General features: G+C 72.2%; 21 protein-coding genes and 4 pseudogenes. 14 read left to right on the top strand and 11 right to left on the bottom strand.

Going from position 1 to position 22,842, the window contains the following annotated elements; all coding sequences use genetic code 11:
• The first annotated feature begins 33 nt into the window (after positions 1-33).
• Both EAO73_RS15390 and EAO73_RS15385 read left to right on the top strand, forming a co-directional pair.
• Positions 34-1,551, top strand: a complete 1,518-nt coding sequence (locus EAO73_RS15390) for a PucR family transcriptional regulator (RefSeq protein WP_147972109.1) — start codon at positions 34-36, stop codon at positions 1,549-1,551.
• Positions 1,552-1,831: 280 nt separating this feature from the next.
• Positions 1,832-2,662 (top strand): hypothetical protein, encoded by an 831-nt coding sequence (locus EAO73_RS15385; protein WP_147972108.1) that lies wholly within the window; start codon positions 1,832-1,834, stop codon positions 2,660-2,662.
• 30 nt (positions 2,663-2,692) lie between these two features.
• On the opposite strand, the gene EAO73_RS15380 is transcribed toward EAO73_RS15385, so the two are convergent.
• Positions 2,693-4,738 carry a phosphocholine-specific phospholipase C gene (locus EAO73_RS15380; protein WP_147972107.1) on the bottom strand — a complete coding sequence of 682 codons (2,046 nt, stop codon included), beginning with the start codon at positions 4,736-4,738 and terminating at the stop codon, positions 2,693-2,695.
• A 32-nt stretch (positions 4,739-4,770) separates the two neighbouring features.
• Entirely contained in the window at positions 4,771-6,258 is a 1,488-nt protein-coding gene (locus EAO73_RS15375; RefSeq protein ID WP_147972106.1) for a right-handed parallel beta-helix repeat-containing protein, read from the bottom strand.
• A 426-nt stretch (positions 6,259-6,684) separates the two neighbouring features.
• Between EAO73_RS15375 and EAO73_RS15370 the strand changes: the two genes are divergently transcribed.
• Positions 6,685-8,232 (top strand): hypothetical protein, encoded by a 1,548-nt coding sequence (locus EAO73_RS15370; RefSeq protein WP_147972128.1) that lies wholly within the window; start codon positions 6,685-6,687, stop codon positions 8,230-8,232.
• Here the strand turns inward: EAO73_RS15370 and cobF are convergent.
• The 8 genes and pseudogenes from cobF to EAO73_RS15330 all read right to left on the bottom strand — a co-directional run.
• Positions 8,229-9,044 carry a precorrin-6A synthase (deacetylating) gene (gene cobF / locus EAO73_RS15365; protein WP_147972105.1) on the bottom strand — a complete coding sequence of 272 codons (816 nt, stop codon included), beginning with the start codon at positions 9,042-9,044 and terminating at the stop codon, positions 8,229-8,231. The two genes, EAO73_RS15370 and cobF, sit on opposite strands and share 4 nt — an antisense overlap.
• A 65-nt stretch (positions 9,045-9,109) precedes the next feature.
• Positions 9,110-9,805, bottom strand: a complete 696-nt coding sequence (locus EAO73_RS15360) for a (2Fe-2S)-binding protein (protein ID WP_147972104.1) — start codon at positions 9,803-9,805, stop codon at positions 9,110-9,112.
• A 41-nt stretch (positions 9,806-9,846) separates the two neighbouring features.
• Positions 9,847-10,506: a deoxynucleoside kinase gene (locus EAO73_RS15355; protein WP_263576304.1), complete on the bottom strand. Its 660-nt coding sequence runs from the start codon at positions 10,504-10,506 to the stop codon at positions 9,847-9,849.
• Between the two features lie 177 nt (positions 10,507-10,683).
• On the bottom strand, positions 10,684-11,889 hold the full coding sequence (locus tag EAO73_RS15350; RefSeq protein ID WP_147972102.1) for a molybdopterin molybdotransferase MoeA: 1,206 nt from the start codon (positions 11,887-11,889) through the stop codon (positions 10,684-10,686).
• A 187-nt stretch (positions 11,890-12,076) separates the two neighbouring features.
• A pseudogene (locus tag EAO73_RS36590) lies at positions 12,077-12,193 on the bottom strand (pyridoxine 5'-phosphate oxidase C-terminal domain-containing protein); the annotation flags it as partial.
• Positions 12,190-12,723 carry an NUDIX domain-containing protein gene (locus tag EAO73_RS15340; protein WP_147972101.1) on the bottom strand — a complete coding sequence of 178 codons (534 nt, stop codon included), beginning with the start codon at positions 12,721-12,723 and terminating at the stop codon, positions 12,190-12,192. The pseudogene EAO73_RS36590 and the gene EAO73_RS15340, both read right to left, overlap by 4 nt.
• A 359-nt stretch (positions 12,724-13,082) precedes the next feature.
• Positions 13,083-13,758 (bottom strand): annotated as a pseudogene (locus EAO73_RS15335) (NB-ARC domain-containing protein); the annotation flags it as partial.
• A 67-nt stretch (positions 13,759-13,825) separates the two neighbouring features.
• Positions 13,826-14,288 (bottom strand): annotated as a pseudogene (locus EAO73_RS15330) (ribonuclease H family protein); the annotation flags it as partial.
• 150 nt (positions 14,289-14,438) lie between these two features.
• Between EAO73_RS15330 and EAO73_RS15325 the strand changes: the two are divergent.
• The 4 genes from EAO73_RS15325 (at position 14,439) to EAO73_RS15310 (ending at position 16,512) form a co-directional block, all read left to right on the top strand.
• Positions 14,439-14,621 carry a DUF6381 family protein gene (locus tag EAO73_RS15325; protein ID WP_147972100.1) on the top strand — a complete coding sequence of 61 codons (183 nt, stop codon included), beginning with the start codon at positions 14,439-14,441 and terminating at the stop codon, positions 14,619-14,621.
• A 162-nt stretch (positions 14,622-14,783) separates the two neighbouring features.
• Complete coding sequence (locus tag EAO73_RS15320; RefSeq protein WP_147972099.1) at positions 14,784-15,518, top strand: SDR family NAD(P)-dependent oxidoreductase; 735 nt, start codon at positions 14,784-14,786, stop codon at positions 15,516-15,518.
• A 92-nt stretch (positions 15,519-15,610) separates the two neighbouring features.
• Complete coding sequence (locus EAO73_RS15315; protein WP_147972098.1) at positions 15,611-15,892, top strand: hypothetical protein; 282 nt, start codon at positions 15,611-15,613, stop codon at positions 15,890-15,892.
• On the top strand, positions 15,889-16,512 hold the full coding sequence (locus tag EAO73_RS15310) for an HD domain-containing protein (RefSeq protein WP_224756326.1): 624 nt from the start codon (positions 15,889-15,891) through the stop codon (positions 16,510-16,512). The genes EAO73_RS15315 and EAO73_RS15310 overlap by 4 nt, the downstream gene beginning before the upstream one ends.
• A 25-nt stretch (positions 16,513-16,537) precedes the next feature.
• Here the strand turns inward: EAO73_RS15310 and EAO73_RS15305 are convergent, their stop codons facing one another.
• A complete protein-coding gene (locus EAO73_RS15305) occupies positions 16,538-17,407 on the bottom strand; it encodes a UbiA family prenyltransferase (RefSeq protein WP_147972097.1) in 870 nt (289 codons plus the stop codon).
• Positions 17,408-17,519: 112 nt separating this feature from the next.
• Here EAO73_RS15305 and EAO73_RS15300 point away from each other — a divergent pair.
• The 7 genes and pseudogenes from EAO73_RS15300 to ligD all read left to right on the top strand — a co-directional run.
• Positions 17,520-18,581, top strand: a pseudogene (locus EAO73_RS15300) (type III polyketide synthase); the annotation flags it as partial.
• Between the two features lie 12 nt (positions 18,582-18,593).
• Complete coding sequence (locus EAO73_RS15295; RefSeq protein ID WP_147972095.1) at positions 18,594-19,115, top strand: isoprenylcysteine carboxyl methyltransferase family protein; 522 nt, start codon at positions 18,594-18,596, stop codon at positions 19,113-19,115.
• Positions 19,112-20,125: an NAD(P)/FAD-dependent oxidoreductase gene (locus tag EAO73_RS15290; protein WP_147972094.1), complete on the top strand. Its 1,014-nt coding sequence runs from the start codon at positions 19,112-19,114 to the stop codon at positions 20,123-20,125. The genes EAO73_RS15295 and EAO73_RS15290 overlap by 4 nt, the downstream gene beginning before the upstream one ends.
• Positions 20,126-20,171: 46 nt before the next feature.
• A complete protein-coding gene (locus EAO73_RS15285; RefSeq protein ID WP_191134086.1) occupies positions 20,172-20,801 on the top strand; it encodes a class I SAM-dependent methyltransferase in 630 nt (209 codons plus the stop codon).
• A 154-nt stretch (positions 20,802-20,955) separates the two neighbouring features.
• Entirely contained in the window at positions 20,956-21,213 is a 258-nt protein-coding gene (locus EAO73_RS15280; protein WP_191134085.1) for a hypothetical protein, read from the top strand.
• 3 nt (positions 21,214-21,216) lie between these two features.
• On the top strand, positions 21,217-21,822 hold the full coding sequence (locus tag EAO73_RS15275; RefSeq protein WP_147972093.1) for a hypothetical protein: 606 nt from the start codon (positions 21,217-21,219) through the stop codon (positions 21,820-21,822).
• Positions 21,823-21,868: 46 nt separating this feature from the next.
• Complete coding sequence (gene ligD, locus EAO73_RS15270) at positions 21,869-22,837, top strand: non-homologous end-joining DNA ligase (protein ID WP_147972092.1); 969 nt, start codon at positions 21,869-21,871, stop codon at positions 22,835-22,837.
• The last annotated feature ends 5 nt before the right edge of the window (positions 22,838-22,842 follow it).

Raw genomic sequence — 22,842 nt, 5'->3', positions numbered from 1 at the left:
CGGGCTCGCCCCGTGACCGCGCAAGGAGCTCGTATGCACGTCGACCACCTCCTCCGGCTGGACCGCCTGGACCTGGCTCTCGTCTGGGGCGACGAGACGTTGCTCGGCCAGGAGATCGCCGGGGTCACCGCGACGGATCTGGAGGACCCGGCCCGCTTCCTCCAGCCGGGAGAGGTGGTGCTGAGCGGTCTGGTGTGGTGGAGTCCGGACGGGGGGCCGGGCCGGACGAACCGGTTCGTGTCGGCGCTGCGGCAGGCGGGAGCCGTCGCCCTGCTGGCCGGTGAGGAGACGCACGGCGAGGTGCCGCGCGAACTCGTCGACGCCTGTCGCAAGCACCGCGTGGCCCTCATCGCCGTACCGCCGCAGACCAGCTTCCGGGCCGTGACCGAGGCGGTCTACCTGCGCCAGTGGGGCGACCTCAGCGGCCGGCCCACCAGCCATCACGCCCTGCCGGAGAACGTACGCGAGGACCTGGACCGGGCCCTGGAGGGCGGAGCGGGGGCCGGGGAACTGCTCCACCGCGCCTTCGCCCATCTCGGGGCGCCCGCCTGCCACCTGCTCACCAGCAGTGGCCGGACCGTCGCCCGTACCGGCGGCGCGGCGCGTCTGCCCGCGCCCCGGGCCGCGGACGAGTTGCGCGGCGGACGGGGCACGACCATGCGCGTCGAGTCCGAGAGCACGGCCTTCGACACCTGGTACCTGCACCTCCCCGAGGGGGCACGGGTGCCGCCTCGGGTCCTGGAGGAGATATCCGGCCTGCTCGGCAGGTACCGGCGCCGCAGCGACCGGCACCGGGCGTCGCGCGAGCCCGCCGCCGGCCGTCTCGTGGCCGCCGCCGGCGCCCTGCGCCCGGACCCGGAACGCCTGAGGGGCGCACTGGAGTCGTGCGGACTGGCCGGCGGGTCCGCGTACACCGTGGTGACGGCGGTGCTGGAGCACGGGGAGGACGGCATCGCCGCCCTCGGCGAGGCGCTGGCCCATCTGCCCGGGGCCGTGTTCGCCGTGGCGCGGGGCGCGGGTGACGAGGTGACGGCGGTCGTCGGGCATCCCCTGGAGGCGGCGGCCGGGGTGGGGGAACGGCTGCGCGAGGTGTGGCCCCTGATCCAGGACTGCCGCCCGCAGAGCGCCTGGCATGCCGGTGTCAGCGGACCGGTCGGCACCCCCGCCGGCCTCAACGGGGCATTGACGCAAGCCCGTTACGCCCTGGCGGCGGCCCGCTCCGCCGCCCCGGGCAGCACACCGGTCGTCGTGCAGGGTGAACTCAGCGGGGTGGCTCTGCTGTTGGCCGGGGTCCCGTCCGAGGTACGCGCGATCTACCGCGACACGGTTCTGGGCCCCCTGCTGGACGCCGGTCCGAAGTCGGGCCCCATGCTCCTGGAGACCCTGCGAGCCTTCCTCTCCCACGACTGCTCCTGGGCCCGCACGGCGGAGGCCCTGCACATCCACGTCAACACCGTCCACTACCGCGTCCGGCGCATCGAACTCCTCTCGGGCCGCGACCTGTCCCGCCTGGACAACCGGCTCGACCTGCGCACGGCGCTGCTCTGCTGATCTTCCGGAACGCGAGCGCCCGCAGGGATCGGTGTGATGCCGGCACTGCCGGTCCGGGGGCCGGATTCGCGCCTGCGTTGCCCCAGGCGGCGTAACGCCGGTGGCCGGGGTGCGGCGGCGGGGTAAGGCTGCGGGGCAGCGCGGCGTCTCCACGCGCTCGCCCTTCAGAAGCCGGGAGCACACTCATGAGCGTCGTCCGTCCCGCCCGTACCGACGAGCGGCAGGCCGCAGCCACATCGATGCCCCGTGTCGCGCCAATTCACGTCCCGCTGTAGGCGCCATGGCGGAGACGGACTGCAAGGACCCGGAGGCAGAAGCCCGGTCGGCCGACCGCAAGGGCGGCCCCGGGCACACCGTGCTGCTGGCGGTGGCCTTCGCCGTGCCGGTCACGAAGGTCGCGTACACGGTCGGGGGCGGCACCGCGGCCCGTGATGTGTTCATCGGTATGGAACCCGCCAACTGGCCGGACGTCCTGATCGGCATGGTGCTCACCGACGCGCTGCTCGCGTCCGTGCTGGCTGTCGTCGTCTCCCGCGTCGTCTTCGCCCTGTTCGCGGCGCGCGGCGCGGTCCCGGTGAAAGGCGGCTTCCTCCGGGCGCTCCAGCGCGCGGCCCTCACCGTCGTCAGCCCGGCCTCGATGGCCGTGGTGGTCGCGTGCTTCTTCGGCCTTTGGTGGGGACTGGGTACCGGGCTCGCCGCCTATGCGCTGCGCAAGGGCGTCGTCGTGGAGTACCGCACCGGCAGACGCCACCCTCACCGGCACTCCGGCCGCGGCCGGGAGGCGTCCGGATCGCACGTCGACGACAGCTACCGGCCGTCGCCCCTGCTGCGTCGCGCGGCTGCCCTGGAGCAGTGGGCCGTCCTCGGCCTGACCGTCCTCGCACTGCCGGTGCTGGCCTTCGCCGCCGCCCTGAACGGGCAGGCATGGACCGGGATCGTCCGCTGCGAGGTCACCGCCGGCACACACACCGCGAGCGAACGGCTGATCGAGCTGAGCCGCAAGGGCAACGGTGTCGTGGGCTGGAACCTGGACACCCGGGAGATCTCCAACGGCGCGGGATGCGTCGGCGAGGAGAGCCTCTACGTGCGCGAACCGTGGTGGCGCGACTGAGTGGCCCTCCTCGCCGGGGCAGCACCGGCGTCAGCCGCTGACGCTGGGCAGGCCGTTCTCCAGGTGGCCGACGAACCGCTGCGACCAGGTGGTGTCCGAGGACACGGTGACGGTGTGGTCGTACCAGCCGGAGCCGTAGGTGAGCACCGAGAAGTCGTCCGTGACGGTCTTCCCGGCCGGCACGGTGTACGTCCAGGGCCCGCCGGTGCGATACGCGTTCGCCTTGATGGTGAACGTCACGGCGGCCGCGCTGTTGTTGGTCAGGGTGAAACGGAGCTTGACGGTCCCGGAGACGCCGACGACGGACGCGGCCACGAGAAGGTCCTTGCCGGCCTTGGTGGCGTTGCCCTTGAAACGGCGCATGAAACGGTTGGGGCCGAGGACGGTGAGGTCGTAGAGGCCGTCCCCGTAGCCGGGGCCGCAGTTGTAGAAGTCACCGGCGCTGCCGCCCGGCGCGACCGTGTACGGCCAGGGGCCTCCCGAGCGCTGCGTGCCGTTGGTGTACACGGCGAAATGGCAGGCCGCACTGCCCCCGTTGGCCATCGTGATGTTGGCCTGGACGGAACTGCCGGAAGTGGTGAAGGCGGCCAGGTCGGCCGTCGGCTGGTAGGGCAGGGCCCGTGCCTTGCGGGTGCCCGCCTCCTGGGTGGGCAGCTTGTTGTCGACCGGTACGGGGTTGGGCAGGCCGGAGCACTGGCCCATGTCGACGGTGGTCGCGGTGGCCGGCAGGGCGGGCAGGCCGTACACCGGGCTGGTGAAGTCGAACATGCTGGTGAGGTCGCCGCACACCGCACGTCTCCAGGCGCTGATGTGGGGGCAGGTGGCCGGTCTGCCGATCGCGGCCGTCCACTTCTCCAGGAACCGCAGTACCGATGTGTGGTCGCTGGTCCGGGAGTTGACATAGCCGCCCCGGCTCCAGGGGGAGATCGCGATCAGCGGTACACGGAAGCCGAGGCCGATGCTCGTCCCGCCGATGAACTCGTCGGCCGTGCCCGCCGGCGGGGTGGGTGGCGGTACGTGATCGAAGTAGCCGTCGTTCTCGTCGTAGTTGAGGAAGAGGATGGTGGAGTTGAAGACGTCGGGGTCGGCGTTGAGCGCGTCGATGACCTGGTGGACGAAGTGGGCGCCGTTGGCCGGTGTCGCCATGGGGTGCTCGGAGTAGTTCTGGTCGGGGACGATCCATGACACCTGCGGCAGCGTGCCCGCCCGTACGTCGGCGGCTATCGCGTCACAGATGTCGGCGGCCACATCGCCCGGCTCGGTGGTGCCCCGGGGGACCGTGGACATGCCCTTGCTCCGCAGGGGGCTGCCGGCCGGGGCCGAGGCGAACTGCGCGAAGTACGCGAGCGCGTTGTCGCCGTAGTTGTCCGCCGCCTGGTAGACCTTCCAGCTGACAGCTGCCTTCTCCAGCGCCTCCGCGTAGGTCTCCCAGGTCAGCCCGGACTCGCTGCCGCCGTCCTTGGATGCCTCGCTGATCCTTCCGCTCCACAGGTAGGTGCGGTTGGGACCGGTCGCGCTCATCCCCGACGCGTGATAGGCGTCGCAGACGGTCCAGGTGTCGGCCAGGGCGTAGTGGAAGGGGATGTCCTCGCGGGTCAGGTAGCCCAGGGAGCGCAGACCCTTCGCGGAGACCCAGGAGTCCATCTTGCCGTGGTTCCACGCCGCGTGCTGGCTGGCCCAGTCATGGGCGAGGTCCCCGCTGCACTGGGCGAGGCGTTCGGGGTCGGCACCCCCGGCCGGCTGCGTCGCACTGAGCTGCCAGGGGTAGTGGCGGGCGGTGCCGTTCGGCTGGTCGAAGACGCCGTGGCCGCCCGCCAGTTCGACGGTGCTGCGGTCGGAGAAGCCCCGTACGCCCTTGAGCAGCCCGAAGTAGTGGTCGAAACTGCGGTTCTCCTGCATGAGGATCACGATGTGCTTCGCGTCCTTCAGCGTCCCGGTCGCGGCCGTCTCCCCCGCCGGGGCCTTCCGGGCCCCGGCGGCGGCCGCACGGCCCGCCTGGGGACCGCTCACCCCTGCCGCGGCCGCCGCCGTCGCTGCGGTGAGCGCGATGAAGTCGCGTCGATTTGGCTTGCGCATGACACTCCTGAAAGGTCGGTATCGGCCGTCGGCTACAGACCCGGGCCCTGGTAGGCACCCCGGTTGGGCTTCGCCGTCGCCGAGAGCGCGTTGCCCCAGTAGTCGCGGCCACCGTTGTCGGTGATGACGGCACCGTTGCCGAGCGCGGGCGAGGTGGACTTCAACTGGTAGCCGTCCACCTCGTGGATCGAGCTGCCGCCGGTCCCGGGTGCGACGAACTGCGGGTCACCGGCGATGCCGTTGGCCGTGGGCCGGGGTACACCCTGGAAGACGTTCCAGTACCACTGGATACCCGACGTGGCGGGAAGCCGGGAGTCGGACGTGCCGACGAAGATGTTGTTCTCGACGACGCTCTCGTCCGGGAGCGTGACATCGAACTTCTTGTCCGTGCAGTAGAGGACGTTGTTGTACAGGTGCAGCGCCGACCGGCCCGCACTGTTGCTGCTCATCCGGCAGTCGTTCTCGGAGATGTTGTAGCGGATGACCTGCTTGGCGCCACCGATCGTGCCGCAGCCGTCGCAGTCCAGGAAGAAGCCGCCGATGTTGTCGCGGCTGTAGTTGTACTGGATCGTGCAGTAGCCGGTGTTGCCCCAGTCGCAGTCGAACGCCTGGCTGTCGGCGACGGACATCCTGGTGATGTCGTACACGGCGTTCTTCTGGATGGTCGGGTTGTGGTCGCCGAGCACCCAGATACCGGCGAAGTTGCCGCCGGAGAACGGGTAGACGCCATTGCCGACGCCGGACGCGTCGTTGTACTGGATCAGCGGGGAGTCGGCGTAGCTGACGATGATGCCGTCTCCGCCGACGTCCTTGACGGTGTTGTACTCCACGAGAACGCCGTCGCCCTTGGTGGCCATGGAGCCGGTACGGATCTTCAGGCCGCCTCCACCCGAATTGCTCACGGTGTTGTGGTGCACGTGTACGTCGCCGAGTGTGGAGTTCGTCCCGGTGGCGCCGGTGACGACGCTTCCCGACTGGACGTAGTCCTCGGTGACCGAACCGGTCTTGTCGGTCTGGCCGGCCACACGGTCGATGACGAGGTTGCCGATGTCGAACCCGGTGTGAGCCTTGCCGTCGGTGGCGGATATGCGCAGGCCGGTGCGCCGGGCGAGGGAACCGGCCGGGTTGGTGAGCTTGAGGTGACTGATCGTCCAGTGGTCCTGGTTGGTCAGCGAGACCGCGTCCGTGGCTCCGTCGCCGTTCAGGACCGGCAGTGCACCCGAGCCGTAGCGGGTGAGTGTGACGGGCCGGCTCGCGGTGCCGCTGCCTTTCGGGGCGAGGGCACCCTTGCACGTGGTGCCGGACGCGAAGGCGAGGGTGTCGCCGGCCCCATAAGTCTTCCCGTTGGCCTGGGCGATGCTGTTGAACGGACTGGCCTGGGTGCCGGTCCCCGCGGTGGATCGCGAACAGTCGACGTAGGTCGTGGAGCCGTCCGCCAGGGCCGACTGGGCCGGCAGGACAGCGGTGCCGATGAGGGCGACGGACGCGGCGAAGAGCGCATGACCGGCTCGGATACTCATGCGAGAACCTCCTGGGGTGGGTGGCCCGAAAGTAGAGGTCACGATTGATCAGGTCAAGAGATTCGTTCAATAGCATGACCTATTGATCGAATGATCGATCCGAGAGGGTGAACGGGACATGAACGCTCATGGCACGACCGGTTGTCGGCCCGCCGGCTTGCTCCGCGAAGTCCGACGGCCCCAAGTCGAGTACATTCGACGCAGCCCGAAGCGGTCATGGCGTCCGAAAAGCCGCCGCCCGGTGGAGCGCCTCAAGGAAAGCAACTGGCTTTGACCGACAACGACCTTGAAGACGGCTGGGCAGTGGTCGCCGGGAGCGATCCGGCACAACGGCGAACCGCGACCGCGGTATCCGATGTCAAGGCCGGACTTCCCGCCCAGAGAAAGAACACCCGTACCGGTGGGCCGCGAGAGCCGCGGCCATTCCTGGAGCGCTATCGCGTACCCCTCACCGCCTGCGTCGTCGCCCTGCCCGCATACGTTCTCTGGGCCCTGTTTCTCGCCACCGGAGGCGGCGACCTCGCCGCACAGATCTCCTGGACGCGATTCGTCGCCGACCACCCCGGATCGCCCTACAACCTTGCCTGGTACGGCGGCGTCCATGTGGGCAACTACAGCGTCCTCGCCCCGCAGTTGATGGCTCTGCTCGGCGTGCGAACCGTCACCGTGGCCTCGGGTATGGCCGCCTCATGGCTCGTGGGCTGCTTGTTCGTCCGCGGCGGAGTCCGCCACCCGATGTGGCCCACGCTCCTGGCCGTGCTGTTCCTGTGGGGAAACGTCGCCTCGGGCCGGTCCACCTTCGCGCTGGGCGTCGTTCCGGCCCTGGCCTCGTGCCTGGTGCTGACGGGGGAGAGCAAGCGCCTTGTCATGGCCGGTGTGTTGAGCGCCCTGGCCACCATGGCCAGTCCGGTGGCAGGGCTGTTCCTCCTCGTGTGCGGCGCGGGCCGGCTCCTCGACCGGGACGTGGGCAAGGCCCTCGCTCTGTGCGCTCCCCCCATCGCGGTGGTGGGTCTGACGACGCTGCTCTTCCCCTTCAGCGGCGTGATGCCCATCTCCACGAGCGATCTGTGGAAGCCGGTCCTCTTCGGCGTTCTGCTCGCCGCGTGTGCGCCACCGGAGTGGCGGGTGCTCCGCTACGGCGCCGCGGTGTACGCGCTCGGCGTCATCCTGTCGGCGGTGATCCCCACCCCTGTGGGAGCCAATGTCGTGCGGCTGGCCGAGCTGTTCGGCGGCCCGGTGCTGCTCGCCGCGGTGCTCACCGGCAGGGCCCGCCTGCCGCAGAGGGCGGCGCTCGCCGTCGCGCTCGCGATCTCCGCCCAGTGGGTCACGACGCACACCCTTCACGTGACGAGGATGTCTACGCCCGTGCCGGCGTGGGCCACGGAAACGCGCGGCGTACGGGCGGCGCTGGACCGGCTGGGTGCGGACCGGGCCCGTGTGGAGGTCGTACCGGCGGTCAGCCACCGGGAGACCACCGTGCTCGGCAGCCAGGTGAATCTCGCCCGCGGATGGAATCGTCAGGTGGACGTGGAGCGCGGTGACCTTTTCTACGAGGGCCGGTTCTCAACTGCGAAGTACCGTTCCTGGCTCGACAATTGGGCAGTGAAGTACGTCGTTCTCCTGGAAGGGGAGCCCGACTTCGCGGCGAAGGACGAGGCCGGACTCGTCGAGCGCGAGCCCCACTGGTTGAAGCCGGTGTGGCATGACGCCCACTGGAAGATCTACGCGGTCGAGAACGCCCGCCCCATGGTGACCGGCGCCGGCGCGTCCGTGGTCAGCAGCGACCATGCCGAGGTCACCGTCCGCACCCGGAGTGCGGGGACGGTGAGCCTGCGTATCGCCTACTCCCCCTGGCTGCGCACCAACGGCGGCTGCATCGAACGTGACGGCGAGTGGGTGCGCCTCAAGGTGCCGGCATCCGGCTTGTACGAGATCGACAGCTCGTACCTCGGCCCGTGGCAGCGGCACTGCTAGACGGCCTCCGCGGGCGCGGCGGCTCCCCGCGACAGGTCTTCCCTCATCCGCAGAAGATACGTGTCCATGATCCAGCCGTGCCGCTCGCGTGCCTCGGCGCGGACCCGCCGGATGCGGTCGGAGACCTCGTGGAGCGGCCCGGCGACCAGAAGTTCGTCCGGGGTGCCGAGGTAGGCGCCCCAGTAGATCCACACGTCGTCGCCCACGGCCCGGGTGAACGACTCGTGGGCGTCGAGCATGACGACGATGTCGCCGTCGTCGTTCCGGCCGACGTCGGTGAGGCGGCGGGCCGGGGTGATGTGCACCGGTCGGCCCACCTGGTTGAGCGGGATGCGGTGCCGGGCGGTCAGGGTGGCGACGCTCGTGATGCCGGGGATCACTTCGACGCTCACGGAGAGCGCGCCACGGTCCTCGATGTCCCCGAGGATGCCGAGCGTGCTGTCGTACAGGGACGGGTCGCCCCAGACGAGGAAGGCCCCCGTCTCGCCGGCTGTCATCTCCTCGCGCATCGCCCTCTCGAAGATCTCACCGCGCCGCTCACGCCAGTCGTGGACGGCCGCCGTGTAGTCCGAGCGGTCCATCGGGCGCCGGTCGCGGCTGGGGTCCTCGACCTCCACCACGCGGTACGGGCCCTGCGCGTGCTCCTCGATCATTTGGTGGCGCAGGTCGGTCAGGGACGCCTTGTGGAGGCCCTTGCCGACGATGAAGAAGACGTCGGTACGCCGGATCGCCTTCACCGCCTGGAGGGTCAGGTGGTCGGGGTCCCCGGCCCCGATGCCGATGACGAGGACCGCGCGCTGTTCCGTACTCATGCGGACAGTCTTCCAGGGGCCTCTCCCGCTGGAAGGGCCCGGTCCCTCTGGTGGGGAGTGCCCGGTCACCGGACCAGGCAGCAGTCACCGCACGTCGAGCCGTTCGGCACCCGGTAGTACAGGCAGCAGCTGCGGCGGCGGAAGCTCAGCTCGGGGCCGGTGATCCGGCCGGTCCCGCGCAGCCGTCCCGTCTCCAGGAGGTCCCGCGTCAGCTCGGTGAGCGGCCCTCGCAGGCCGGGCCGCAGCCTCAGCAGCTGCGCCGCCGAGCCGACCAGCGCGGAAGCGGAGTTCCCCGCGAGCAGCCGCGGCGCCACCCGGGCGGGCAGGTGGCTCTCCACGCGCTGGAGGACGCCGTCGGCCTGCGCGGCCACGGCGTCCGCCAGTGCCGCAGCCGATCGCGGTGCGCGGCTGCCCCGCGGCCCCGCCAGCCGAAGGGACGAGCCGTCGTCGGCCCATTCCACGGTGGTCATCACTGGCACGATCCCGTGGACGAGGGCGCAGGCGAGCACCGGCGACCACAGGCGTGCCGCGAGTCCGAGGTGGGCGATGGAGACACCGATACGGGTCTCGGCGGTGGCGAGGCGTTCGTTGACGGTCCTGGCCCGCGCCGAGAACCCCTCCCACGTGAGGTGCCCTCCGCCGGACCCGGGCCCCCGGACCGTGCCGAGGGCGAAGAAGCCTCCCAGCTGCGCGACACCGCGCAGCGCTTCGACGATCTCGTCCACCGGTGCTTCGTCCGCCGCGCCCGGACCGCTGTTCATGAGGCCGTCACCCAGATCCCCCGCCACCACGTACCTCCGCGTCAGGAACGCCGGGCCCTTGCGACGGACAGGGCGTCCGCCACCTCCCGGACGACGCGCTCAGCGTCTTCGGGGCTGTTCACGACGTCGGTGCGGTTCATGTCGATCACGAGGACGTCACTGGCGCGATAGTGCTCGCGCACCCAGTCGTCGTATCCGGACCACAGCATCCGGTAGTACTCGACGAGACCCTCATCCTGCTCGAATGCGCGCCCCCGCAGACCGATGCGGTGCAGCACCGTCTCGAAGTCCGCTCTGAGGTAGACCATGAGGTCCGGCGCCTTGCGGTAGGGCAGGCCGTCGATCTCACGCATCATCTCGGTGAGCAGCCCCTCGTACACCCGCATCTCCAGGGAACTGATCCTGCCGAGGTCGTGGTTGACCTTGGCGAAGTACCAGTCCTCATAGATCGACCGGTCGAGGACGTTGTCGTCCTGCCGGTACGCCTCCTTGATCGCGGCGAATCGCGTCTGCAGGAAGTAGAGCTGGAGGAGGAAGGGGTAGCGCTTCGCCGCTATCTCCTCGGGGCCGGCCGTGTAGAAGAGCGGCAGGATCGGGTTGTCCTCCACGCTCTCGTAGAAGACCTTGCTTCCCAGCTCCTTGGCGATCAGCTCGGCCACACTGGTCTTGCCGATTCCGATCATGCCGCCGACGCAGATCACTGCCCTACCTCACTTCGTTCCCGGGCAGCGTCAGAAGGGCGCGATGCCCGCGACGCGGCACGTACACCACATGGCCTGCCGGCCGCGGAGACCCGGATATGCCGCAGCGGACATCAGGGGTGGCTCCGCGCCACCGGCAATGGATACTACGCGCCGCCGGCCTGCGGGCCCTCCGTCTCAGGGGTGGAGGATCAGGGGTGCGGGCTGTCCGGGCCGCCAGTCCGGCGCCACGGCGGCGAGGGCGTCTGCGAGGGCCGCTCCGCGCAGGAACGCGGGGCCATGACCGCCGACAGGGTGTGCGGTGGCGCCGTCCCAGGCCACCGGGATCAGGCGGGTGCGGCCGGGGACGGTACGGATGTCGCCGGCGAGCGGGATGCGCGGCAAGGCGGGCAGCGGACGGCCGGTGAGCCCCGACAGCAACGGCGCCAGCAGGGTGTGAGCGGCGACCAGGGCGGCGTACGGGTTTCCGGGCAGGCCCACCACCCAGTGCTCGTCGGGCAACCGGGCCAGGAGCTGGGGGTGGCCGGGGCGGCAGGCCACCGTGTCGACCACCCACCGCGCGTCCGCCTCCGTGAGCAGCCTCCGCAACTGATCGGTGGCGCCGACCGAGGTGGACCCGGTCATCACCGTCACGTCCGCGCCCTCGTCGGACGCGGCGCGTACCAGCGCGCGCAGCGAGCCGGCGGGGCGGTCCGGCACGTGACGGACATCCGTGGTTTCCCCTCCGAGCGCTCTGACGAGGGGCGGCAGGAACGGTCCGATCGCATCGCGTACCCGGCCTGTCGCGGGGCGGCCCGTACGCGTGACTTCATCGCCGGTGACGAGTATCCGGACGCGTGGACGGGGGCGTACGGGAAGGGTGTCGTAGCCGCATGCCGCGGCCAGGCCGAGCAGAGCGGGGCCGGCACGGGTTCCGGCCGCGGCCAGGACCGATCCGGCCGGCGCGTCCTCCCCGGCACGGCGGATGTGCCGGTCCTCGGCCAGGAACGGACCGTGCACGAGGTCCCCGGACCGTCCGGCCTGCTCCAGCGGAACCACCGCGCGCGCTCCCGCCGGGACCGGCGCTCCCGTGGAGATCCCGACTGCCTCACCGGCGTGCAGCGTCCCACCCGCCCAGATGCCGCCGGCCGGCACCACGCCCAGTACCCGCCAGGGACCGATGCCTGGGCCGACGGCGTAGCCGTCCATGGCAGCCGTGTCGAATGCCGGTATCGGCTGGGGGCTGCGCAGCGCCTCGGCGAGGGCGGATCCGGCCGCGTCGGCGAGGGGAGCCCGCGTGGCGGGCAACGGGGCGGGGGCCGCGTGAGCGCGTTCGCGTGCGCTCGTCCATGGAACGTCGCGGCAGGAGGCGGGCGGCGGGGCCGAGGCGGCGAGGATGGTCATGGAGCCCACGCTGACACCGCCGCCTTACCGGACGCCGCGCTCGGGGTTCCTTCCGCGTCACGGGCTGTTCACTGCCGGTGCGGCCGGTCTGTGAGGCGGGCCGGACGCGGCCGGCCGGGGCGGCCGACCGCGTGCTGCGGCCGAAGCGGGTGTCGCTCCCGAGGAGCATGCCGGCCACGACGCGCTCGTACCGGCGACGGCGGTGGAGGCGGTGCGTGTCCGACTGCCAGAACTCCGTCTCGGCCGGGACCGGGGTACACAGCCTCCACCCCGGGCACTGGATGTCCCGTGTGCGGGCTGTCACCTTTCCTTGACGGCCAGCAGCAGCCCGGCCACGCTCCCGGCATCGGTGATCCTGCCCGTACTCGCTGCCGCTACCGCCTCCTCAAGGGGCCACCACGCCACTGTCAGTCCGGCCTCGGTGGCGTCCCTGCGGGCAGTGTCCCGGCTCGGAGTGAGGCCCGTCGCCGCGAACAGGTGGAGACGCGCGGCCGTCACGCCCGGCAGCAGGTCCAGCGTCGCCAGAGGGGCGATCCGATCGGCGACGAATCCCGTCTCCTCGGCGAGCTCGCGCTGCGCGGCCGCCACCGAAGCCTCACCGTCGGTGCCGCCGCCGGGCAGATGCAGCATCCGGCACTCTTGGAGGTAGAAGTCGTCCTCGACCAGCAGCACATGCCGTCTCCGGCTGTCCAGGGCCACGATCCTGACCATGTCGTGGACGACGACATGGTCGTAGACGCCGGTGCTTCCGTCCGGCCGCACAACCCGGTCCCTGCGCAGGGACACAACCGGCCCCAGGTGCAGGCGCTCGCTGTCGAGCCGCTTCCAGCCCACCGTGTGACGTCCTATCCGGCTTCCGTGTCGGAACAGTGGCGAGGCGGTCCATACGTACCGCCCGCGCGCAGCCGTGCATCTGCGTCAACCACGGTAGCTCGCCCCTCCCCCGCCCCGGTTGTCCGTGACCGGTTCAATCCTGCGTGCGTGAGGGGCAGGCTACTTGAGGACGAGTTCGCTCTAGTAGGTCGCCGTTCTGGCGTAGAGCCGTGCAAGATCATGCAGCCGATACCTACCGGACTCCAGCGGAATACAGATGCCGGCACTTGCCAGTTCCTCAAGGACTCTCTCCGCCTCGACGGCACCGACCCTGAGCATGGTTCGCACCTCTTCCGCTGAGATTGCCGGTGAAGATTGCGCCCCGAGCATCCTGAAGACCCGGGCTTGCACTTTCGTGAGGTTCCGGAAGCTCAGGTCCAACGTGGCACGTACGGCCAGGTCTCCAGCTTGTAGTTCTTGCAGCCGTTGACGCTCGTCGGAGAGCTTGGCGGCCAGGGCCGAGACCGTCCAGCTACGGCGGGCGGCAAGGCGTGAGCCTGCAATCCGGATCGCGAGGGGGAGGAACCCGCAGGCGGCGACCACGTCGAGCGCGGCCTCCCACTCGGAGTGGATGCGTTCCTCGCCGACGATCCGGGTGAGGAACTCGAAGGATTCCGCCGAGGACATTTCGTCGAGGTCGACGAGGTGCGCGCCGGCCAGGTCGACCATCTGCATCCGGCTGGTGACGATGGCGGCGCAGCCTTCCGTGCCGGGGAGCAGTGGGCGTATCTGGGCGGCGTCGTGGGCGTTGTCGAGGAGGACCAGGACGCGGCGGCCGTCGAGGGTGGAGCGGTAGAGGGCGGCGCGTTCGTCGAGGGTGTCGGGGATGGCGGAGTCGGCGGTGCCGAGGGCTCGGAGGAAGGCGCCGAGGACGGTTTCCGGCTCGGCGGCGCGTGCTCCGGCGCCCTGGAGGTCGACGTAGAGCTGGCCGTCGGGGAAGTGTCTGCGGGCCTGGTGGGCGACGTGCACGGCGAGGGTCGTCTTGCCGACGCCACCTTCGTGTACGTACCGGCCCACCAGGTGGACGGTGATCCGCTCAACGCCCTCGCCGACCAGGCCGCCAGCGAGGTGCCGGCGGCGCTCTGGGTGACGGCCACCTCGCTGGCGGCCTGGTCGGCGAGGGCGTTGAGCGGATCACCGTCCACCTGGTGGGCCGGTACGTACACGAAGGTCACGGCCCGCCCGGCGAGGAGTTCGTCGATGCGGGTCACCAGCTCGCGGTTGGCGACGGGCTTGCCGGCCGAGGTCTTCCAGCCGTTGCGCTTCCAGCCGGGCAGCCACTTGGTGACCGCGTTCATCGCGTACTGCGAGTCCATCCGGACTTCGAGCGCCACGGCGGGGCCGACCGACTCCAGGAGCTCCTGGAGGGCGGTCAGCTCGGCGACGTTGTTGGTGGCGGTGCCGAGCGGCCCCGCCTCCCACCGCTGGGGCCGGCCCCCGGCGTCGGCCACCACATAGGCCCAGGCGGCGGGCCCCGGATTACCCTTCGACGCCCCGTCACACGCGGCGATCATGCGCTCGTTCATACCCTCGATCATGCCAGCGCCGGAGCCCGGTCCGTCCCGCCCGCCCCCACCTGCGGCCATCACGGTGTGTGATGCTTCGGCGTGCGTTGGTGACGGCGCGCTGCTTCCCTGAAGGGGCCCGCTCTCCCCTACCGTCCCCGAGGAGTGACGATGAGCGTTGCACGAGAGGCGAACCGAGCCCAGCAGATGCGCGAGAAGGCCCAGCACATGACCGAGGCCGCGGAGCGCACCAAGGACCCGGAGCAGCGTCGCCGGCTCCAGGAGAAGGCCCGGAAGCTGCGGGAGCAGAGCGACCAGCAGGACGGCCGCGAGAACAACGGCCTCCCCGTGTGACGACACGGCACACAGACCGGTGGACTGTCACTCTTCCATGAGTGGGTGGCAGTCCACCGTCGCGTGCGCGGGCCGGTGACCCCGGCCCCCGTCGCTCGGGCTGTTGATCACCCCCGCCTACGATGGCCCCGCGAACGAGTACGACGGAAGGTGGGGTCTGCCATGAACGGTCAACCGGTCACCGTGGTCACCGGCGGGAGCCGCGGCATCGGTGCGGCGGTGTGTGTACGGCTGGCGGGCGAGGGCCATGACATCGCGCTGGCCTACCACGCGGACTCCGCGGCGGCCGAGTCCGTCGCCGACGCGGTACGTGCGACGGGCCGGCGCTGTGTGACGGTCCGGGCGGACACCGCCGACGAGGCGGACGTCGACCGCCTCTTCGACACCGCGGCCGCCGAGCTGGGCCCGGTCACCGGCCTGGTCAACAACGCGGGCATGAGCGGCCCGGTCGGCCCCCTGGCGGACGCCGATGCCGCGGGGATGCGGCGTGCCCTGGAGGTCAACGTCCTCGGGTACCTGCTCTGCGCGCGGCGTGCGGTGCGCGACATGACGCACACCGGCGGCGGGGCGATCGTCAACGTCTCCTCGGCCGCCGCCACGCTGGGCAGCCCCGGCGAGTACGTGCACTACGCCGCCGCCAAGGGGGCCGTCGACACGATGACCGTCGGCCTGTCCAAGGAGGTCGGCCCGGCCGGCATCCGCGTCAACGCGGTCGCCCCCGGCGTCATCCGCACCGGCTTCCATGCGGACCCGGAGCGCCCCGACAAGCTCGGCCCCGGCATCCCCCTGGGCCGCCCCGGCATCCCGGAGGAGATCGCCGCCGCCGTCTCCTGGCTGCTCTCCCCGGACGCGTCGTACACGACGGGGACGGTGCTCAGGGTGGCGGGCGGCCGGTAGCCACCCGTACGGTGCGGCACGACCGCCCCGGACGCGCGTCCTCTGCGGACGGCCCGCCAGGATTTTCGGGAAGAGACTCGCAGGAGGCACCCGTGACAGATGAGACAGGGCCGGAGTTCGTCATGATCTCGACATTCCGCAGGAGGACTGCGGACGGATTCGATCTCGCGACTTTCGTCATCGACGAGAGGGAGTGCGAGTCCGCCGCGGAAATGAAGTCGATCAGGACCGAAGCCCTCGCCGAGATACAGCGGCGACGCATCGCCGGAGAATTCGAGACCCGCAGGGCGAAGGCCGGCGAGCCGCCGTCGACGCTGCCTCGATGGGCGCAATACAAGAGGCAGCTGGAAGCCGCGGACGCGGAGTTGTCTTGACTCATCGGGTGTTCGGGGCGTGGCACGACTGGGACACCGCCCGCCGGGAGCTGGTGGTGCTCGCTCCGGAGGTGTCGGCGCAGCGCCTCGGGGAGGCCGTCGCATTCGCCGAAGCGGCACACGGGGAGCAGAAGAGACCTGCCGGTGAGCCGTACCTGGAGCACCTTCTGGAGGTGGTCGAGATCCTCGTCTCGGGCGCGGGTGTCCGCGACGAGGACCTGCTGGTCGCCGCCGTACTCCACGACGTCGTCGAGGACACCGACCGCACCGCCGGGGAGGTCGGTGAGCGGTTCGGCCCCCGGGTCGAGGAGTGGGTGAGCTGGGTGACGAAGCCGGACCCCGAAGCCCACGAGGATCCTGCGGAGGTGCGTGACCGCTACCTTCTGGGCCTGCGTTCCGCCCCGCCGGAGGTCCTGGCGCTCAAGCTGGCGGACCGGTTCAGCAACGTGCAGCGGCTCGGCACGCACCCGCGGGCCGAGAAGCAGCGCTCCTACTACCGCGAGACGTGCCGGTACGCGGTACCCCTCGCCGCGGGAGTCCCTTGGTTCGAGGGGGCCTTCGAGGAGTGGCGGGAGTTCTACCGCCACCTGGAGGACGCGGCACCCGCGGCATCGGGCTGAGGCCGCCCGCGCAGGACGCCGCCGCTCACCCCGGGCCCACTCCCCGTACCACCAGGAGCACCGCGTCCGCCGCTGCCACGATCACGGCGGCGGCCAGGGGTGCCTTGCGCCAGGTGCGGGCGAGGAAGAGGCCGGTGAGGGCTGTGAGGGCTGCGATGGCCAGGGTCGCCGTTCCCCAGGGGCCGGGCGGACCCGGAGGGCCGAGAGCCAGGGTCGCGGAGGCTGCCAGGAGCGGCAGGGGAAGCAGGGCGGCCGTCCTGGTGGGGCCGAGGCGTTGGGGCAGGCCGCGCACGCCGGCGCGCAGGTCGTCCTCGATGTCGGGGAGGACGTCGCCCAGGTGCGCGGCGACGCCGAGCAGGGCGCCGGCGGTCACCAGCCACCAGGGCGGGGGCGGGCCGTCGGGCACCGACAGGGCGGCCATCGCCGGGAGGGCGGCGAAGCCGGTCGCGTACGGGAGCCAGGACAGGGGGGTCGCCTTCACTCCCAGGTTGTACGCCCAGGCCGCGGCGACCGCCGCGAGGTGCAGGGTTCCGGCGAGCGAGCCGCAGGCCAGGGAGAGCGGGACGCAGAGCAGCGCCGCGGTGAGGGCCGCCGTCCATACCGTCCGGGCGCTCACCGCCCCGTCGGCCACCGGTTTGCCGCGACGGCCCGCCGTCGCGTCCCGCCGGGCGTCGAACGCGTCGTTGCACCAGCCCACCGATAGCTGACCGGTCAGCACGGCGGCGACGAGCAGGGTGGTGCGCGCACCGCTCAGACCCGCCCCCGTGCCGAGGAGGGCGGCGATCACGGTCACCGCGGCCACCGGGCCCGGGTGGCAGGAGCGGGCCAGCGCGGCCGTGCGGTGGAGGGGCCACGTCGGTGCGGCGCAGGAGCGCGGGGGTTCCGGGGTGCCCATGGCGTGATCGTAGGCATCCGGCACGGCCCGGAGTGGCACCCGCAAGGGTTGTTTGCGGTGGTTCATCCCCCTCGTGGGGCAGGGATGAGCGCATGACGCATGCTCAGCGGGACCCGCGATGACCCGGATCGCGGCCGTGCACGGCGCCCTGGCCCCGTACCGGCACACGCAGCGGGAGGTCACCGACATGGTGGCCCGGACCTGCCTGCCGCCGGGAGCGGACCGGCGTGTCCTGGACCGGCTGCACGAGAACGCCCGGGTGCGCGCCCGCACCATGGTGCTGCCCCTGGAGCAGTACGGGGAGCTGCGCGGATTCGGGGACGCCAACGACGTGTTCATCGGGGCTGCGGTCGACCTGGGCGCCGAGGCGCTGCGCGGGGCGCTGCGGACGGCGGGGCTGCGGCCGAAGGACGTGGACCTGCTGATGTTCACCTCCGTCACGGGGGTGGCGGCGCCTTCGGTGGACGCCCGGCTCGTGGGGCGGCTCGGCCTGCGCCCCGATGTGAAGCGGCTGCCGGTGTTCGGGCTCGGCTGTGTCGCGGGGGCGGCCGGGGTGGCGCGGTTGCACGACTATCTGCTGGGGCGGCCCGAGGACGTGGCGGTGCTGCTGTCGGTGGAGCTGTGCTCGCTGACGTTCCAGCGGTGGGACGCGACCCCGGCGAATCTGGTGGCGACCGCGCTGTTCGGTGACGGGGCGGCGGCCGTCGTGGCGCTCGGGGCGGACCGGGGACGGGGTGAGGGCCCCGAGGTGGTGGCCACACGCAGCCGTATGTACCCGGACACCGCGCACGTCATGGGCTGGGACATCCGCGACTCCGGTTTCAAAGTGAGGCTCGACCCCGGGGTGCCGGACGTGGTGCGCCGCTATCTGGCGGACGATGTGCGCGACTTCCTGGCGGAGCACGGGCTGAAGCCGAAGGACGTGGCGCACTGGGTGTGCCACCCGGGCGGCCCGAAGGTCCTGGAGGCCGTGTCCGACGTCCTCTCGCTGCCCGACGGGGCGCTCGACGTCACCTGGCGGTCGCTCGCCGAGGTGGGCAACCTCTCCTCGGCCTCCGTGCTCCATGTGCTGCGCGACACCCTGGAGCAACGCCGTCCGGAGCGGGGCTTCCCCGGTCTGCTGATGGCCATGGGGCCCGGATTCTGCTGCGAACTGGTGCTGCTGCGCTGGTAGGTCGGAGGAGACATGTTCTGGTACGCCGTGCTGGTACTGGCCGTGGCCGGTGAGCGCGTCGCCGAACTCGCCGTCGCCCTGCGGAACACCCGCTGGGCGCGGGCGAGGGGCGGTGTCGAGTCCGGCCGGGGCCACTACCCGGCGATGGTCGCCCTGCACACGGCGCTGCTGGCCGGCTGCCTGGCCGAGGCGGCGGTGGCGGACCGGCCGTTCGTGCCGCTCCTCGGCTGGGCGATGGTGGCGGCGGTCGCCGCCGCACAGGCGCTGCGCTGGTGGTGCATCCGTACGCTCGGGCACCGCTGGAACACCCGCGTCGTCGTGGTGCCGGGCCTGCCGCTGGTGACGGGCGGCCCCTACCGGCTGCTGCGCCACCCCAACTACGTGGCCGTCGCGGCCGAGGGGATCACGCTGCCACTGGTGCACGGCGCGTGGGTGACGGCCGTGGTGTTCACCGTGTGCAACGCCGGGCTGATGGCCGTACGGGTGCGGTGCGAGGAGGCCGCACTCGCCTCCGCGCCGGGCGCAGCGGCGTGATCGACCTGCTGGTCGCGGGAGGCGGCCCGGCGGGACTCGCGGCGGCGATCCGGGCCGCCGCTCTCGGCATGGAGACGGTGGTCGTGGAGCCTCGGACCGCGCCCGTCGACAAGGCGTGCGGCGAGGGCATCATGCCCAGCGGCGCGGCCGCCCTGGCCGCCCTGGGCGTCGCGGTCGACGGGCAGCCGCTGCGCGGCATCCGGTATGTGGCGGGCCCGCGCAGCGCGGTCGCCCCGTTCCGCGGCGGGCCGGGGCTCGGGGTCCGGCGCACCGTGCTGCACGCCGCACTGCACCGGAGGGCGCTGGAGCTCGGCGTCCGGATCGTCCCCGGCAAGGTCGCCGGTGTCCGGCAGCAGACGGACCGGGTGACGGCGTGCGGGCTGACGGCCCGCTGGCTGATCGCCGCCGACGGGCTGCACTCGCCGCTGCGCCGGGAACTGGGGCTCGACGGGCCCGCGACACCGGTGCGCCGCTACGGGCTGCGGCGCCACTACCGCGTGGACGCGTGGACGGACTTCGTGGAGGTGCACTGGTCGCGGCACGGCGAGGCGTACGTGACTCCGCTCGGTGACGGCTCGGTCGGCGTGGCGGTGCTCAGCCGTGAGCGCCTGCCGTACGGGCGTCAGCTGGCCGCGTTCCCCCGGCTCGCCGCCTCGCTGCTCGGCCGCGAGGCGGGGCCCGTACGCGGTGCCGGGCCGCTGCACCAGCGGGCGCGGGCGCGGCGGGCCGGTCGGGTGCTGCTGGTGGGGGACGCGGCGGGCTACCTGGACGCGCTGACCGGTGAGGGCGTCGCGCTGGCCGTGGCGACGGCGGGCGCGGCGGTGGACGCGCTGGCCGCCGGCCGGCCGCGGGCGTACCCCGCCCACTGGCAGCGGCTGACCCTGCGTCACCGGCTACTGACGGCGGGGCTGCTGGCGGCGGCCAGGCGCCCTGCCACGGCGCGGCTGGTGGTGCCGGCGGCACACCGGGCCCCGGCGGTTTTCGCGGCGGCGGTGCGCGCGTTGCAGTAGAAGTGGAGGAGCACCGGAACAGGACCGGAGCAGAAAGGGGTCTGCCATGTCAGCGGGACAACCTCGCACCGCGGCGGCGGTGTTCGACGCCCTCGGCACCATGTACGAGGAGGCGTTCGCCGGTTCGGCCGCGCACCTCGCCTCGCTGGAACAGCTCCTGGCCGTACTGCCCGCCCATGGCCGGGTGCTGGACATCGGCAGCGGCACGGGCCGGCCGACGGCTCAGACCCTCGTCGACGCCGGACACGAGGTGCTGGGGGTCGACGTCTCCCCCGTGATGGTGGACATCGCCTCGCGCCAGGTCCCGGCCGCCGAATTCCGGTGCGCCGATGTCCGCACCCTCCCGCTGGAGGACGGCGCCTTCGACGCGGTGTGCCTGTACTTCGCACTGCTCCAGATGCCACGCGCGGACCAGGGGGACGTGCTGCGCCTGGCCGCACGGGTGCTGCGGCCGGGGGGTCATCTGGCGGTCGCGACGGTGCCGCTGGACGTGGAAGGGGTCAGCGGCACGTTCATGGGTCAGCCGGTGGAGGTCACCAGCTTCGGTGAGGACGCGTTCACGGCGCTGGTGGAGGAGGCCGGGTTCACCGTCCTGTCGCGGAAGAGCACCATGTTCGTCCCCGCCGTCCCTGCGGCCGTGCCCGAACCGCAGATGTTCCTGCTCGCCCGCCGCTGAGCCGGGAACGGGCCCCGTCGTCCCGGGTCCGGCGGACATGCCGTGCGCTCCCGGCCGGACCACAATGAATTGGCGGGCGCGCTGCGGGTACCCGGCGCCGCGAGGCGACCGATGCCCCGCCGCCTGCCCGCGGGGACGACGACGGAGGATCTTCATGACCGACCGCAGACCAGAGGGACCCGTCCACGAGGGAGCGTCCCCGAGTCCCCCTCCGGTGCCCGCGGACCTGCCCGACCAGCAGGTCCAGGACGGCGAGGACCCGATGGACGTGCCGGCGCCGCCGCGCGCCGGGCGTGACGAGGACGACGGCCGCGACCTGCCCGATCCGGACGAGTCCGGGTCCGGACGTGGCGAGGCCCGCAACGCCGGCGTGCACCCGGAACATCCGGTGCCGGACGAGTCACCGGGCTGAGAGGTGCCCCGTGAGCGCCGGGGCGCCCGGCGCGCCCTGGCGCTCGCGGTGGCGCCCTGTCTCGCGCTGGTGCTCGCCGCCCCTGCGGCCCGCGCGGACGCCGGACCCCGGCGGGCGGCTCCCCCGCGCGGGCCGTCGCACACCGCCGGTGCGTGTGACCCCGGCCGCGAGCGCTGCCTCGACGCCGAACGGCTGCTGTACTGGTTCGACTACGGGCTCGGCGTACACCCGTTCACCACGCCGGAGGCCGTGCGCCGGCAGCTGACGAGCCACTTCTGGCTGTTCCCGGTGAGCGGCGGCTGCCCCGACCGCGTCCGTTCGGGTGACGTCTGCGACCTGCTCGGTGGCAATCCGGTGCGCGTGGAGTCCGCCGCGGGCGCCCACCTCCAGATCGCCACGCTCCCGGGCCACGACCTGGGCGCGGGGCTGCATATCCGGTTCACCTTCACGCGTTCCCTGGGCTTCCACTACCTGGACGTCGCCGCGTGGCAGGACCGGGAGACCTCCTGCACCAGGAGCGTGCCGTGCGGAGCGGCGAGCCGGGCGGGCGCCTGGGCGCTGTGGCGGGTCCTCGCCGCCACCCTGACGGTGTCCGCCTGGGCGGCCTGACACTCCCGGACTGCGGGGACCGGCCGGCCGCTCGATCATGGAGGCTATGGCCGCCACCCCCTGGGACTCCTCCGGGGCACCCCCCACGATCGCCCCCATGCTGGCCGTGCCGGGCCCGCTGCCCGTGCCGGACGCGGAGTGGGCGTTCGAGGCCAAGTGGGACGGCGCCCGCTGTGTCGTCTCGACGCCGGGGGACGGCTCGCTGCGGCTGACCTCACGGGCGCGCAACGACGTCACGCCGACCTACCCGGAGCTGCACGCCCTCGGTGATGTGCTGCGGGGGCGCAGCGTGGTCCTGGACGGCGAGATCGTGGCCCTGGACGCGGCGGGGCGGTCGGACTTCGGGCTGCTCCAGCGCCGGATGGGCATCATGAACGCGCGCCGCGCGGCCCGCCTCGCACTGGACTTCCCCGCGTACCTGGTGGTCTTCGACGTGATGTTCCTCGACGGCCGCCCGCTGACCGCCCTGGCCTACGAGGAGCGGCGCGCGGTCCTGTCCGGGGTGCTGTCCGCGGGGCCGCACTGGTCGGTGCCGTCCTATGTGCGCGGTCACGGTGCGAAGGCGTGGGAGACCGTCGAGCGCGGCGGCCTGGAGGGAGTGGTCGCCAAACGGCTCTCCTCCCCGTACACGCCGGGGCTCCGTTCACCCGACTGGCGCAAGACGAAGCGGGTCGAGACGCTGGACGTGGTCATCGGCGGCTGGACCCAGCGCAGGGGTGCGCCCGCCGGTGTGCCGGGGGCGGTGCTGGTGGGGGTGGACGAGCCGGCGGGGCTGCGGTATGCGGGCTCCGTGGGGTCGGGGCTGTCCGATCAGGAGCTGGGCGACCTGAGGGAGTACCTGAAGGTGCTCGCGTGCCCGGGATCCCCGTTCACCGGCCCGGTCGACGTGGCCGGCGCGCACTGGGTGGAGCCGCGGCTGGTCGCGGAGGTCAGCGCCTCGCAGTGGACGGCGGCGGGCCGGCTGCGCCACCCGGTGTGGCAGCGGCTTCGGCCGGACCTGACCCGGCTGGACTGAGGGCC

It is taken from the genome of Streptomyces sp. col6, from assembly GCF_008042035.1.
Lineage (GTDB): Bacteria > Actinomycetota > Actinomycetes > Streptomycetales > Streptomycetaceae > Streptomyces.
The sequence above is the reverse complement of the archived record's forward strand: the minus strand, read 5'-3'. Positions and strand labels throughout refer to the sequence as shown.